Source organism: Bradyrhizobium sp. 62 (assembly GCF_023073035.1).
Taxonomy (GTDB): Bacteria; Pseudomonadota; Alphaproteobacteria; order Rhizobiales; family Xanthobacteraceae; genus Bradyrhizobium.
The window spans coordinates 49,607-64,087 of record NZ_JADPIT010000014.1; the positions used below are offsets into that span (position 1 = coordinate 49,607).

14 protein-coding genes are annotated in these 14,481 nt (G+C 65.7%); 8 read left to right on the plus strand and 6 right to left on the minus strand.

From position 1 onward, the window contains the following. The 7 genes from IVB47_RS08745 to IVB47_RS08775 form a co-directional block, all read left to right on the plus strand. A partial coding sequence (locus IVB47_RS08745; protein ID WP_247461056.1) for a response regulator occupies window positions 1–519 on the plus strand: 519 nt, incomplete at its 5' end. Between the two features lie 53 nt (window positions 520–572). Beyond that, entirely contained in the window at window positions 573–2,528 is a 1,956-nt protein-coding gene (locus IVB47_RS08750; protein ID WP_247461058.1) for an ABC transporter ATP-binding protein/permease, read from the plus strand. Window positions 2,529–2,635: 107 nt separating this feature from the next. Beyond that, the gene (locus IVB47_RS08755) at window positions 2,636–3,460 is read left to right on the plus strand and encodes an FkbM family methyltransferase (protein ID WP_247461060.1); all 825 of its coding nucleotides are present in this window, start codon (window positions 2,636–2,638) and stop codon (window positions 3,458–3,460) included. Between the two features lie 21 nt (window positions 3,461–3,481). After that, entirely contained in the window at window positions 3,482–3,868 is a 387-nt protein-coding gene (locus IVB47_RS08760; RefSeq protein ID WP_247461062.1) for a VOC family protein, read from the plus strand. A 72-nt stretch (window positions 3,869–3,940) separates the two neighbouring features. Then, the gene (locus IVB47_RS08765) at window positions 3,941–4,426 is read left to right on the plus strand and encodes a pyridoxamine 5'-phosphate oxidase family protein (RefSeq protein WP_247284959.1); all 486 of its coding nucleotides are present in this window, start codon (window positions 3,941–3,943) and stop codon (window positions 4,424–4,426) included. Beyond that, window positions 4,426–4,668 carry a hypothetical protein gene (locus IVB47_RS08770; RefSeq protein ID WP_007604217.1) on the plus strand — a complete coding sequence of 81 codons (243 nt, stop codon included), beginning with the start codon at window positions 4,426–4,428 and terminating at the stop codon, window positions 4,666–4,668. Before IVB47_RS08765 ends, IVB47_RS08770 begins: the two co-directional genes overlap by 1 nt. A gap of 185 nt (window positions 4,669–4,853) precedes the next feature. Beyond that, the gene (locus IVB47_RS08775) at window positions 4,854–7,043 is read left to right on the plus strand and encodes an OmpA family protein (RefSeq protein ID WP_247461064.1); all 2,190 of its coding nucleotides are present in this window, start codon (window positions 4,854–4,856) and stop codon (window positions 7,041–7,043) included. Window positions 7,044–7,206: 163 nt separating this feature from the next. Here the strand turns inward: IVB47_RS08775 and argG are convergent, their stop codons facing one another. From argG to IVB47_RS08805, 6 genes are all read right to left on the minus strand, one after another. Then, window positions 7,207–8,544 carry an argininosuccinate synthase gene (argG, locus tag IVB47_RS08780; RefSeq protein WP_247461066.1) on the minus strand — a complete coding sequence of 446 codons (1,338 nt, stop codon included), beginning with the start codon at window positions 8,542–8,544 and terminating at the stop codon, window positions 7,207–7,209. A gap of 94 nt (window positions 8,545–8,638) precedes the next feature. Continuing rightward, the gene (locus IVB47_RS08785) at window positions 8,639–9,415 is read right to left on the minus strand and encodes a phosphatase PAP2 family protein (protein ID WP_247461068.1); all 777 of its coding nucleotides are present in this window, start codon (window positions 9,413–9,415) and stop codon (window positions 8,639–8,641) included. Window positions 9,416–9,471: 56 nt separating this feature from the next. Beyond that, on the minus strand, window positions 9,472–9,966 hold the full coding sequence (locus tag IVB47_RS08790) for a hypothetical protein (protein WP_247461070.1): 495 nt from the start codon (window positions 9,964–9,966) through the stop codon (window positions 9,472–9,474). Window positions 9,967–10,152: 186 nt separating this feature from the next. Next, window positions 10,153–11,355 (minus strand): 23S rRNA (adenine(2503)-C(2))-methyltransferase RlmN, encoded by a 1,203-nt coding sequence (rlmN, locus tag IVB47_RS08795; RefSeq protein WP_035961124.1) that lies wholly within the window; start codon window positions 11,353–11,355, stop codon window positions 10,153–10,155. 173 nt (window positions 11,356–11,528) lie between these two features. Beyond that, window positions 11,529–12,191 (minus strand): invasion associated locus B family protein, encoded by a 663-nt coding sequence (locus IVB47_RS08800; RefSeq protein WP_247461073.1) that lies wholly within the window; start codon window positions 12,189–12,191, stop codon window positions 11,529–11,531. 117 nt (window positions 12,192–12,308) lie between these two features. Then, window positions 12,309–13,148, minus strand: coding sequence for an SDR family oxidoreductase (locus IVB47_RS08805; RefSeq protein ID WP_247357297.1), 840 nt, complete (start codon window positions 13,146–13,148; stop codon window positions 12,309–12,311). Between the two features lie 285 nt (window positions 13,149–13,433). Here IVB47_RS08805 and IVB47_RS08810 point away from each other — a divergent pair, with 285 nt between their 5' ends. Next, window positions 13,434–14,408 carry an NADPH:quinone oxidoreductase family protein gene (locus IVB47_RS08810; RefSeq protein ID WP_027566338.1) on the plus strand — a complete coding sequence of 325 codons (975 nt, stop codon included), beginning with the start codon at window positions 13,434–13,436 and terminating at the stop codon, window positions 14,406–14,408. Window positions 14,409–14,481 lie beyond the last annotated feature (73 nt).

Here is a 14,481-nt window from a genome sequence, read left to right on the forward strand (position 1 = left end):
CAGTCCGGCGGCGAGGTGACAGTCACCAGCGAGGTAGGCCACGGCAGCACCTTCGCGCTCTACCTGCCGCGCGTGGCGCCGCATTTGCTGCCGCAGCGGCAGGCACCGAACACGGCTCCGGCCGTGGCCGGCAGCGGCATATCGGTGCTGCTGGTCGAGGACAATATCGAGCTCGCCAATTTCGCGGCCGACGGCCTCACCGAGCTCGGCTACAGCATCACGCTGGTCGACAATGCAACCGACGCACTCGCCGAGCTGGTCATGGATTCCGATCGCTTCGATGTCGTCTTCTCGGACATCGTGATGCCCGGCATGACCGGGCTCGATCTCGCGCAGGCGGTCCGCGACCGCGGCATCGGCGTGCCGGTGGTGCTGACCACCGGCTACAGCGAGGCGCTGTCCCAGGATGGCGAGGTCGATTTCGAACTCGTGCAAAAGCCCTACGCGATCGATCAGCTATCGCGCGTGCTGCACCGGCTCACACGTCGCCGCCGGGTCCGCAACGGCGCCGCCGAATGAACCGACACCTGGAACTCGCGGGAACCTTTTGATTTAGCTGGCGTTATCCGGCCATGCAAAAGCCGGCCGAAAAGCGCGAATCGGGCAAGAAGCCGCCCATTGTCGAAATCGTCGGCGAGACCGGCGAGGAAGTGGCTCCGCCGCCGCCCGAGCTGGTCGAGCCCGACCCGGCGCTGTCGCCCGAAGAGGCCGAGCAGGCCCGCAAGGACTATCTCCTCACCCGCTTCTGGATCAGCGGGCGCGGCTTCTGGGGCCGCAACGGCGACCGGCTGGCATGGCTCTACTCCATCGGCCTCGGCGTGCTGATCGTCCTGACTGTCGGTTTCCAATACGGCATCAACGTCTGGAATCGGGCGATCTTCGACGCGATCGAGAAGCGCGAGGCGTCCACCGTCTTCCATCTCACCGCGGTGTTCTTCCCGCTCGCGATCGGCAGCATCTTGCTCGGCGTGGCGCAAGTGTTCGCGCGCATGGGCATCCAGCGGCGCTGGCGAGCCTGGCTGACGGCAAGCGTGCTGACGCGCTGGCTCGGCAATGGCCGCTATTACCAGCTCAATCTCGTCAGCGGCGACCACAAGAATCCGGAATACCGGATCGCGGAGGATCTGCGCGTCGCGACCGATTCGCCGGTGGATTTTCTCGCCGGCGTGACGTCCGCGCTGCTGTCGGCCGTGACCTTCATCGTCGTGCTCTGGACCATCGGCGGTGCGCTCACCGTCACGCTTGCGGGATCGTCGGTGACCATTCCCGGCTTCCTGGTGATCGCCGCGATGCTTTATGCGGGAATCGCCTCGGGCTCGATCCTGGTGATCGGCCGCCAATTCGTGCAGGTCTCCGAGGACAAGAACCAGGCCGAGGCCGATTTTCGCTACACGCTGACGCGCGTGCGCGAGAACGGCGAGAGCATCGCGCTGCTCGGTGGCGAGGAGGAAGAGCGCGACGGCATCGACCGCAATTTCACCAACGTGCTGCGGCAATGGGCGCGGCTGGCGGGTCAGCACATGCGCACCACGCTGGTGTCGCAGGGATCGAGCCTCGTTGCTCCCGTGGTCCCTCTTCTGCTCTGCGCGCCAAAATTCCTCGACGGCAGCATGACGCTGGGTCAGGTGATGCAGGCGGCTTCCGCCTTCACCATCGTGCAGAGCGCGTTCGGTTGGCTGGTCGACAATTATCCGCGGCTCGCCGACTGGAATGCCTGCGCTCGCCGCATCGCATCACTGATGATGTCGCTCGACGGTCTCGAGCGCGCCGAGCAGGGCGACGGAATCGGCCGCATCAAGCGCGGCGAGACCAGCAACGACGCCATGCTGGAGCTGAACGATCTCTCCGTCACGCTCGACGACGGCACCGCCGTGGTCGGCGAGACCGAGGTGGTGGTCGAGGCTGGCGAGCGGCTGCTGGTGGCCGGCGAATCCGGCACCGGCAAGAGCACGCTGGTGCGCGCCATCGCCGGGCTCTGGCCGTGGGGCGGCGGCAGCGTCAATTTCCATCCCGACCGGCGGCTGTTCATGCTGCCGCAGCGACCCTACGTGCCGTCAGGCTCGTTGCGCCGCGCGGTCGCCTATCCCGGCGCGGAAGACGACTGGACCGTGGAGGAGATCGGCGAGGCCCTGCACAAGGTCGGTCTCGACCATCTCAAGGAGAAGATCGAGGAAGAAGCACCGTGGGACCAGACGCTGTCCGGCGGCGAGAAGCAGCGCCTGGCCTTCGCGCGACTGTTGCTGCACAGCCCTGACATCGTCGTGCTCGACGAGGCGACCTCGGCGCTCGACGAGAAGAGCCAGGACAAGATGATGAAGATGATCACCGACGAGCTGCCGAAGGCCACCATCGTCAGCGTCGCGCATCGCGTCGAGCTGGAAGCCTTCCACAGCCGCAAGATCGTGCTGGAGCGCCGCAAGGGCGGCGCAAAGCTCGTCAGCGACATCGAGCTGATCCCGCGCAAGGGCAAGCGCAAGCTGCTCGGCCGCTTCCTGAGGCAGCGCAAGCCGCCGAAAAAGGCGGCGTGAGGTTCGGTCTCTTTTCTTCGTTGTCCCGGCGATTGTTGTCCGGATCGAGCGTTGGAGTCCTCGGCAAAACCGGCTATGCATGCGCCGCTTGCAACGAGGACTTTGACTTGGCGACCGACAATGCCCCTTCGTCCGCGCCGTTCGGCGCGTTTGCGCCGAACGCGGCGCAGGCCGCGATCATTCGCCTCGCGACACAATCGCGGCTGAAGCGCGGCGCGTTCCGGCCCTGGCTGTCGCGATTGGTGAACCTGCTGGGCGGTGGCCCCATCGACGTGCAGTACCAGGGCGCATCGTTCCGCTTCTATCACCAGGGCAGCGCGACCGAGCGCGGTGCGCTGTTCAATCCCGATTACAATCTCGACGAGCTCGACTTCCTGCGCCAGCACACCCCCGCGGGCGGCGTATTCGTCGACGTTGGCGCCAATGTCGGCACCTTTGCACTAGTGATGGCGCGACAGGTCGGGCCATCGGGGAAAGTGGTCGCCGTCGAGCCGCATCCGATGACCTTTGGACGGCTCTCGTTCAACCAGGCCGCGTCGCAAGCGACGCAAGTGCGCCTGGTGCAGGCGGCCGCCGGCGACAGCGACGGCGAGCTGATGATCGAGAGCGGGGGCGGCAATCTCGGCGCTACGCATGTCGTCACCGGCACGGCCAGTGCGGAGGCGATCAAAGTGCCCTCGCTGCGGTTGACGCGCATTCTCGACGAAGCCGGCGTCACCAAGGTGGACGCGTTGAAGATCGACGTCGAAGGGTTCGAGGATCGCGTGCTGATCGGCTTCTTCCGCGACGCGCCGCAATCGCTATGGCCGCGCGCGGTGGTGATCGAGCATTTGTCACACAAGGAATGGCGGGAAGATTGTATCGCTGACATGGTCGCGCGCGGTTTTGTGGTTGCGCGCAAGACGCGGAGCAATACGTTCCTGTCGCGTTGACGACGAACGACGGAGGTTACGATGATCGACCATATGGGCTTCCCGGTCTCCGACTATGAGGGCGCCAAGGCGTTCTACGCCAAGGCATTGGCCCCACTCGGCTACAGCCTGATCATGGAGGTCACGCAGGAGCAGACCGGACATGATCCGGCCGCCGGCTTCGGCGCCGATGGCAAGCCGGATTTCTGGATCGGCGGCGAGGGCGCGCTGAACAAGCCGGTGCATGTCGCGATCCTGGCAAAGGACCGCGCCACGGTGGATGCGTTCTACAAGGCGGCGATCGCGGCGGGCGGGCGCGACAACGGGCCGCCCGGCATTCGGGCGCATTACCATCCGACCTATTACGGCGCTTTCGTGCTCGACCCTGATGGACACAACATCGAGGCGGTTTGCCACGCGCCGGAATAGATAAGTTCCATGTTCCGGCCGGAACCTCGTTCCGCGCGCGCCGTTGTCGTCCCTTGCAAGAAGGAGCACGACATGGCCAACGACAATGCCCGCGACGTCGATCGCGTATGGGATCTGATGAAGACGATCGGATTCGCGATGCTGGTGACGCGCGATGGCGACAAGCTCCGCGCGCGGCCGATGAGCGCCTATCTCGATCGCAACGCGGACACGATATATTTCCTCACCGACGCGCGGCGTCACAAGGACGAGGAGATCGCGCGCAATCCGTCCATCAACCTGTCGTTCGCGGATGCGAGCAGCCAGAAATACGTGTCGCTGACCGGCACTGCCGTCGTCTCCAACGACCGTGCGAAGATCAAGGAGCTGTTCTCGACGCCGGCCAAGGCGTGGTGGGACTCTGCGGAAGATCCCAACATCCGCGTGCTCAAGGTCACGCCCGACGATGCCGAGTTCTGGGACTCGCCCGGCACCGTGATCTCCTATGTGAAGATGGCGGCCGCGGCAGTGACCAACACGCGGCCCGATCTCGGCGACAACCGCAAGGTCTCGATGTAATGCCGATTGAGCCGCCCGAGATTCCGCCGTCGACGCCGGGCACACCCACCGAGCCGCCGCCGGGGATTCCGCCGGGCAATCCGCAGCCTGAAATCGCGCCGCCGGTGCGCGAGCCCGGCTCGCCAGCGCCGCCCGACGAATTGCCGGGCCGCATGCCTGAAGAGATTCCATCACGCGGACCGAACGGACCGCTCACGCCGAATCCCGCGACGGATGCAAGTCCGCCGCGGGATCGCGCATGAGGCGACGCATCACATCCGAGGCAATTGCAACCTGCGTCTGAATGCGCAATGAACGTCACCATAGTGAGGTGATTTGCGTGCAGAAATAAATCGGGCCGCGTCCGCTTCGTCCGCCACAATCCGGCCTAACGCGTAGCTGTTCATCCCAACACTTCGTCAAAGAACCTTCCGGGGAAGTTCACCACATGACCAACCTTCGTTTCGTGCTGCTTGCCACCACGGCTCTGACCGCGATGCAATTCGCAAGCTCCGCATCGCATGCACAAGGCGCGCCGCCGCTCGTCGTCGCGCAGGCGCAGCCACAAGAGACCGGCCCTGACGGAAAACCGAAGCAGCCGCCGAAGGGACCGCCGGCGGCCGCGCCGCCTGCGGCGCCCGCCCGCCCGGCCGCACCGCCGCCCGCAGCTGCACCGCCCCATCCGCCCGCGGCACCTCCGCCGGCTGCCGCACCGCCGCGCCCAGCAGCTCCGCCGCCACCTCCGCCGCCACCTGCGGCCCGTCCGGCACCGCCACCGCCCCCACCGCCGCCTGCGGCCCCGAAACCGCCTTCGCCGCCCCCGGCTGCGGCTCCGCAACAGCATGCGCCGCCTCCTGCACCGCCCGCGGCACGCCCGGCTCCCACGCCCCCGGCACCGCCGCCCGCCGCGGCTCCGCAGCAGCACGCACCCACACCTCCGCCTCCGACGCCGCCCGCGGCTCGTCCGGCTCCCACACCACCGCCCGCTCCCGCTCCGCAGCAGCACGCACCGACACCTCCGCCGCCTCCTGCGGCCGGTCCTTCGGGACGGCCTGCGCCTACGCCGACAGCAACGCCTCCGGCATCTGCAGCTCCCGCGGCGCGCCCGGCAACGCCTGCTGCCCCGACCGCCACGCCTGCTCCGACAGCAACGCCTGCACCGACCGCAACGCCAGCTCCGGGCAGCACGCCGCCGACTGGCCGCCCCGGTGCGCCGCCCCCCGGCGGACGTCCCGGCGCGCCTCCGGCTGCTGGATCAGCGACACCCGCTCCGGGCGCCACGCCCGCGCCGACGACTACCCCGACCCCCGGTGGCGCTCCGACGCCCCTGCCCGGACGTCCCGGTGCGGGACCCACGCCCGCTCCTGGCGCGACCCCGGCTCCAGCCGCGACGCCAACGCCAGGCCAGCAGGGAGGAACGCCTCCTGCCGGCGCGCCCGCTGCCGGAGCTCCGCCGACCCAGCCGCAGGCAGGCGCCCCGCCGCGGCCGCCGGCTCCCCCCGCTGGCGCCGCGGCACCGAGCACCGTCCCGGGCTCGGCAGCTGCGACCCCGCCGCCCAACAGGGCACAATACGCGACGCCCACCGTTGCGCCGGCCTTCCGCGCCGCCCCGACCACGACCACGCCCCTGCCGCCACCGCCGCGTCCGCCGCAGCGTGACCTGACGCCGATCGCGATCGGTGCAGGTGTCGTCGCCGGTGCCGTGATCGGCGCCACCATCGCCGACTACCGCAACCAGCGCCGCGAAAGCATCGAAGGCGGTCGCACCGTCTACACCGAGCCGGACCGCATCATCATCCGCGATCCGGGCGGGCAGACATACGTCCGCGGCAACGATCTCTATCGCTTCCGCTATGGCGCCCGCGACATCCGCACCGAGACTGTCGGTGCCGATACCCGCACCGTGGTCATCCGTCCCGACGGCAGCCAGATCATTACGGTTGTCGGTCAGGATGGGCGGCTGCTGCGTCGAATCCGCAGGGACCCTGCCGGGCGCGAGCTCGTCATCATCGACAACAGCTACCGCGATCCGCGGTCGGTCGGCGGCTTCTATGTCGACGCGCCGCCTCCGGTCGTCAACATGCCCTACGATCGTTATATCGTCGACGCCCAGGAAGCGTCGCCGGACGTGATCTACGAGACGATGGTGGCGCCGCCGGTGCAACGGGTGGATCGTCGCTACACGCTCGACGAGATCCGCTACAGCCCCAATGTTCGCATGCAAATGCCGAGCATCGACCTTAACACGATCAACTTCGAGACGGGATCGTGGACCATCCCACCGGACCAGGCGGCGAAGCTGCAGTCGATCGCCGACGGTCTCAACCGTGCGATCCAGGCCAATCCGCGCGTGGTGTTCCTGATCGAAGGTCACACCGACGCAGTTGGCAACGACGTCGACAATTTGTCATTGTCGGATCGTCGTGCGCAGTCCGCGGCCGAATTGCTGACCCAGCAATTCGGTGTGCCGTCTGAGAACCTGACGTCGCAGGGCTACGGCGAGCAGTATCTGAAGGAGCAGACGCAAGGGCCGAGCGCGATCAACCGCCGCGTCACCGTCCGCAACATCACGCCGCTGCTCAACGGTGGCCAGGCCTCGCTGCCGCCGCCCCCGCCCGGCACCGCGCCGCCGCGCTGAGGCGAAGCACAAAATAAAAATGGCCGGGAGCAATCCCGGCCATTTTTGTTTCTGTCATTGCGAGGAGCGAAGCGACGAGGCAATCCAGACTGTCGCTGCGGGAAGACTCTGGACTGCTTCGCCTCGCTCGCAATGACGAACGAGGCAGCAATCCCCGGGCGCGTCAGCCCTTGTCGCTCTCCAGCCGGAAGATCTGCGAGCCTTCACTGCCCGACAACAGGCCCGTGTCGCTGTAGAGCTTCAGCTTGGCGCGGGTGTCGTTGATGTCGAGGTTGCGCATGGTGAGCTGACCGATGCGATCGGCCGGCGTGAACGCTGCGTCCTCGACCTTCTCCATGCTGAGCCGCTCCGGCGCATAGGTGAGGTTCGGGCTTTCCGTGTTGAGGATCGAGTAGTCGTTGCCGCGTCGCAGCTCGAGCGAGACCTCGCCTGTGACGGCGCGGGCGACCCAGCGCTGCGCGGTCTCGCGCAACATCAGGGCCTGCGAATCGAACCAGCGGCCCTGGTAGAGCAGGCGTCCGAGGCGCATGCCGCTGATGCGGTATTGTTCGATGGTGTCCTCGTTGTGGATGCCGGTGACGAGGCGCTCATAGGCGATGTGCAGCAGCGCCATGCCGGGCGCTTCATAGATGCCGCGGCTCTTGGCCTCGATGATGCGGTTCTCGATCTGGTCGCTCATGCCGAGGCCGTGGCGGCCGCCGATCGCATTGGCTTCGAGGAACAGCGCGACGGGATCAGAGAAGGTCTGGCCGTTCAGCGCGACCGGCTGGCCTTCCTCGAAACGCACCACGACCTTCTCGGCCTTGACGTTGCAGTCGTCACGCCAGAACGGCACGCCCATGATCGGGTTGACGATCTTGATGCCGCTGTCGAGGCTCTCGAGATCCTTGGCCTCGTGCGTGGCGCCGAGCAGATTGCTGTCGGTCGAATACGCCTTCTCGGCACTCATCTTGTAGGCAAAGCCCTGGGCCGTCATGAACGCCGACATCTCGGCGCGGCCGCCGAGCTCGTCGATGAACTGCTGGTCGAGCCAGGGCTTGTAAATGCGCAGGCCCGGATTGGTCAGCAGGCCGTAGCGATAGAAGCGCTCGATGTCGTTGCCCTTGAAGGTCGAGCCGTCGCCCCAGATGTTGACGCCGTCCTCCTTCATCGCGGCGACCAGCATCGTGCCGGTGACCGCGCGTCCCAATGGCGTGGTGTTGAAATAGGTGATGCCGCCAGTGGAGATATGGAAGGCGCCGGACTGGATCGCGGCGATGCCTTCATGGACGAGCTGCGTGCGGCAATCGACCAGCAGCGCTTTCTCCGCGCCGAACTCCATCGCCTTGCGCGGGATCTCGTTGTAGTCGGCCTCATCCGGCTGGCCAAGATTGGCGGTATAGGCGTAGCAGCGCGCGCCCTTCTGCTTCATCCAGAGCAGCGCCGCCGACGTGTCGAGGCCGCCCGAAAACGCGATGCCGACTTTCTCGCCCTTGGGCAGGCTTTTCAGGATCGTGGTCATGGGGCTTCCAATCGGTCTCGAAGTGCGGGTGTCGTTTCACGGGGTTGACCGCGCGAATATCAAATTTCGCGGGGCTCGGCACCCCTTTAATGGCTCAAACTGACGGCTCGGCACTCGACTTGCTGCCGAACAGGCGCTGGCGCAGCCGGTAGGCGGGCATGTTCAGCCGGGTCAGGGCGGCATCGACCGCCTCGTCCGAAAACCGGGTCCGCGGCCAGCGGTAGATCAGCGCGTAGGCAAACCAGATCACGACGAAGGTGACGAGGCCGGCGATCGACACGTCGGTGAAGAAGTGGCCGCCAAAGGCCATCCGCAGCCCGCTGGTCACGAGGCCGAACACCACGGCTCCGGCATAAGCGAGCGGCCGCCACGGCGGCGGTGCCAATGCGGCCGGCGCCAGCGTCCAGAACGCGGTCGCGCCCTCGCCCGAGAAGAACGAGCAGTTGCGCGCGCAGCCGCCGCGCGGATCCCACCACGGCACGAATTGCTGGTCGCCGGCAAATTGCGTCACCACCACCGGGCGCGGCCGGCCCCAATAGGACTTGAAGGCGAGATTGGTAAGGATGCCGGCTGAGAGGATGATCGTCACCAGAAGGAAGACGATCGCGCGCCCGGATACCATCAGTGGCCGGTCTGGCCGGACCATCTTGACCACGAGCGCGACCAGCGCAGGCAGCACGAACGCCCAGGCGACCCACATCGCGGCATCGCGCGCGAAGCCGGCCCAATCGTTCAGCTTGAGCGGAAACGACTTGGTATCAGGATCGAAGAACAGCGCGGCGAGCTTGAGATCAAGCTCGGGATAGAGGCCGAAAACGACGCCGATCACGAGCCACAGCGCCAGGGCGATGAAGAGTCCAGTCCGGTTCATGGCGCGCGGTTTAGCCGAGTGGGAAGGGGATGAAAACCCCGGGGCAAGTCAGAAACTCACCGCACGTCCGGTCTTGAATTCGACGGCAGCGGCGGAGGCGGCTGGCGCGGCAGCGGCGGATTGCGCCAGGCGCCGGCGTTGCGGCCGGCGACCAGCCAGTAGACGACACCGGCGACGATGCCGGCGCCGGTCATGATCTCGAGATGGCGGCGCACGATGCCTTCGAATTGCAGCGTGTCGGAATGAAACGGGACCAGGCCGAGATAGCAGGCGAGTCCCACGACGCCGCCGCCCACGGCATAGGCAAGCGCGCTGCGGATGTAGAGCGCCTCGGTGATCGCGACGATCACCGCCGCCGGCACCAGCGCAAAGCCGGAGACGAAGATGAAGCCGAACCCGAGCACGATATCGATCGTGCCCTGATCGACGGGACCGGCGCCGAGGTCGGCGAATTCCGGAAACAACAGCGCGACGACGACGATCATGCCGCCGACGAAGCAGGCCGCGAGAAAGCCGATGAAGATGACGATGAGGCGGCCGATCAGGGACATGCAGAGGAAGCCAACGTTACCGTCATTGCGAGCGAAGCGAAGCAACTGTCATTGCGAGCGAAGCGAAGCAATCCAACTATTTCCGCGGCACGGATTCTGGATTGCTGCGTCCGAGGAGGCAGTCTGGATTGCTTCGTCGCTGCGCTCCTCGCAATGACGGGGAAGCAACACAGTGCACCTACCAAGCTAATCCGTCATCGCCATGGCTCGCAGCGTCTGGCGTTCCCTGGCGGAAAGCTTTTCCGTCTCCGACTTGAGCTGGCCGCAGGCGGCCAGAATGTCGCGGCCGCGCGGGGTCCGCACCGGCGAGGAATAGCCGGCGTTGAAAACGTATTCGGAGAATTTTTCGATCTGGTCCCAGTCCGAGCATTCATAGGCCGTGCCGGGCCAGGGATTGAACGGGATCAGATTGATTTTGGCGTGAATGCCCTTGAGCATCTTTACCAGCAGCTTGGCATCGTCGAGCGAATCGTTGACGCCCTTGAGCATCACATATTCGAAGGTGATGCGGCGCGCGTTCGAGGCGCCGGGATAATCGCGGCAGGCCTGCAGCAATTCCTTGATCGGATATTTGCGGTTGAGCGGCACGAGCTCGTTACGCAGCTCGTCGCGCACCGCATGCAGCGAGATCGCGAGCATCACGCCAATCTCCTCGCCCGCGCGCACGATGTTCGGCACCACACCCGAGGTCGACAGCGTGATGCGGCGGCGGGAGATGCCGATGCCTTCGTTGTCGCCGACGATCAGCAGCGCATCGCGCACCGCGTCGAAATTGTAGAGCGGCTCGCCCATGCCCATCATCACGATGTTGGTGACACGACGCGTACCGTCTTCGCGATCGGCCCAGTCGTTCAGACGATCCCGCGCGACCATCACCTGTCCCACGATCTCGCCGGCAGTGAGGTTGCGCACCAGGCGCTGCGTGCCGGTATGACAGAAGGAGCAGTTCAAGGTGCAGCCGACCTGCGAGGAGACACACAGCGTGCCACGATCGGTTTCGGGGATGTAGACGCACTCGACTTCATGCGCCTTTTCGACATTGTCGCCGCTCGGCAAACGCAGCAGCCATTTGCGGGTGCCGTCGTTGGATATCTGCTCGGCCACGACTTCGGGCCGGTCGACGGTGAAATGTTGCGCGAGCTCGGCGCGAATGCCCTTCGAGACCGACGTCATCTCTTCGAAATTCTGGGCGCCACGGAAATACATCCAGTGCCACAGCTGCTGCACACGCATCTTGCGCTGCGCCGGTGCAACGCCGATCTCGCCGAGACGATCGGCAAGCTCGGTGCGCGACAGGCCGATCAGCGAGGGCCTCGCCGGCGGCACATAGGTTTCGAGCGGAGTCTTCTCCACCAGCGTTGCGTTGTGCGGCTCGGTCATCGGTTGCATTGAATAGACCTGGAATTTGTGTTCGTCGTTCCGGGATGGTCCGAAGGACCGGACCCGGAACCGCGAGATTCCGGGTTCGATGTTGCGCATCGGCCCGGAATGACGGGAGAAAACCTGGAACGCGCCCTATATAGCAACCGGAACCGCCGATTGCGACCTTATCGACCGCAGGCTTAACGCCTGCAATCCTGGGAGATCCGGTCAAGCGCCTGGGCGAGGCCCTTCAGCGAGAAGGTGTCGGTCGTCTCGGTCCCCTTGGACGAGATGCCCTTGACCACGAGATCGGCGGATTTGCGCATGGCCTCGACCATCCGCTCTTCCTCGGCCGCGTTCTTGATCCAGAGCCCGTCGCCCTGCGAGTACATGGCGAACGCGGCGCCGCCGACCTCGACCGAGGATTCAGAGCCCGGCTTCAGCGCGTAGCCGATCATGACCGAAACTTCGTTGTTGACCTTCTCCGCCGGGCGGGTGGAGACGAAGGCATAGGCAGGATCGCGCGGCCGGTTCGGCGGGTTGGTCTTCGACGACGACGGCTTGGCCAGCGCGAAGCAGACCTTTTTGCCGTTGGGCGCAGCCGAATATGCGCCCCAGGTGCCGAACTGACCGATCAGGGTTGGCTCGGCGCCGCCCGCAAGCGCCGCGTGCGGGGCCGCCGGCTTGCTCTCGGGTTTGGCAACCGTCTTTCCGGTGGTATTGGCCACCGGCGCGGCCGGTTTCGGCGCGGGCTCTTTCGGTGCAGCCTTGGGCGCAGGTTGCGCCGTCTGCGCCCGCGCGGAATCGATGATCCCACAGGCCGCCACGCCCGTCATCAAAGCTAAAATCAGCACCCGCCACATGCTGGAGTGGTTCCCTCAATATTGTGACTGGAAGATGGCCCGGTCGCGCATTGTCCCCGGGGCAGGGATAGCCGGGAAAGTCCAATTTGGGAAGGCAGTTAGCGAAGCTCGCGGCGACTAGGCCCTGGATCGCGCGGCGCGCTGCTCCGCCCATTGCGCGTCGGTCCAGCGCAACAAATCCTCGGCGCCGGAGCTGCGCAAATGCGCGCCACCGTCGATCACCACCATCTCGCCGTTGATGTAGCCGGCACGGTCGGAGACCAGGAAGCTGGCGAGGTCGGCAAGCTCGCCGTGCTCGCCGGCGCGTCCCATCGGGTTGCGCGCGGCCCATCCTTCGTCGCGACCCTCGGGGCGGAGCTGGCCCGAGGCGCCGGCGGTCGGGAATGGTCCCGGCGCGATCGCGACTGTGCGGATGCCCTTCGGGCCCCATTCTACGGCGAGACTTTTGGTCATCGCCAGCACGGCCGACTTTGCCATCGCCGACGGGACGGTGAAGGCGCGGCCGGTGATGGTCGAGGTCGAGAGGATAGAGAGCACGACGCCGCCATGCTTGGCGTCGATCCAGCGCTTGCCGACGGCAAGCGTGCAATACATCGCACCATGCAGCGTCGGGGCGAGGATCGCATCCGCGGCGCGGAATGAGAGATGCTCGCTCTGCGCAATGAAAGTCGCAGCCGCGTTGTTGACGAGGATATCGAGCGGCGCCTCGCGCCAGATGGCCTCCATCATGCTCTCGACGGCGGTGCCGTCGCGGATATCGCAGGCGATCGTCGTGACCTTCCCGCCGGTCTCTTCGCGCATCTCGCTCGCCGCCGCCTCGAGCCGATCGACCTTGCGGCCGCAGATCACGAGCTCGGCGCCGAGCGCGAGGAAGCGGCGTCCTATCGCGGCGCCAAGGCCCGAACCGCCACCAGTGACGAGGATGCGCTTGTCCTTGAGCAGGCCTGTTTCAAACATGGTTTGAATCCTCCTTTTTCTTCTTCCGTCATTGCGAGCGAAGCGAAGCAACTGTCATTGCGAGCGAAGCGAAGCAATCCAACTATTTCCGCGGCACGGATTCTGGATTGCTTCGCTGCGCTCGCCGCAGCCTGGATTGCTTCGCTTCGCTCGCAATGCGAGAGGATAGGCCGGTGCGGTCTAATAGACAAAGAAACCGGATTGTCGCCCGTCCCTAAATCCGGCAGAACCAGCCCAACTATAATTCTGCCTCGAAACGCCAAGTGCTCTCAAGAAGGTGCCGCCATGAAAGCCATCCTCTGCTCGCAATATTGCCAGCCCGACGATCTCGTTCTGGCCGACGTGCCGGATCCGGTGGCCGGTCCCGGCGAAGCCGTGATCGCGATCAAGGCTGCGGCGCTGAATTTTTTCGACATCCTGATGATCCAGGGCAAGTACCAGATCAAGCCGCCGTTCCCGTTCTCGCCGGCCGCCGAGGTGGCTGGCGTGATCGAGAGTATCGGCCCCGGCGTGACCGATCTGAAGGTCGGCGATCGCGTCGTCGCCTCCTGCGGCCACAATGGCGCACGCGAAAAGATCGCGTTGCCCGCGGCATCGATCGTGAAGATCCCCGACAATCTCGATTATGACCGCGCGGCTGGCATCATCATCATCTACGGCACCGCGCTGCACGCGCTGGAAGATCGCGCGAGCCCGAAGCCGGGCGAGACGCTCGCGGTGCTCGGCGCCGCCGGCGGCACCGGACTTGCCGCGTGCGAGCTCGGCAAGCTGATGGGCCTGAAGGTGATCGCCTGCGCCTCGTCGGACGAGAAGCTCGAATTCGCCAAGGCGCACGGCGCAGAGCTCACGCTCAATTACGGCAAGGAAGATTTAAAGGAAGGCTTGCGAAAGCTTACCGGCGGCAAGGGCGTCGACATCATCTTCGATCCGGTTGGTGGTACGTATGCCGAGCAGGCGCTACGCTCGATTGCCTGGGAAGGCCGCTTCCTCGTGATCGGATTTGCCGCCGGCGACATCCCAAAGATGCCGCTGAACCTCGCGCTGCTGAAGGGCTGCGATATCCGCGGCGTGTTCTGGGGCGCCTGGACCCGGCTCAACCCGGAAAAGAACCGCGCCAATCTCGAGAAGCTCGTGAAGTGGACAGCGGAAGGAAAGATCTCCTCGCATGTCGACCGCGTCTTCCCGCTGGCGCAGACGGCGGATGCGCTCAAGGTGCTCGCGGGACGTCAGGCCATGGGCAAGGTGATTTTGCGTCCGTGAGGGTGTCGGCGCGTAGGGTGTCGCGACATCGTCACCACACACTCAGCTTTCGTCGCCCGGCTTGACCGGGCGA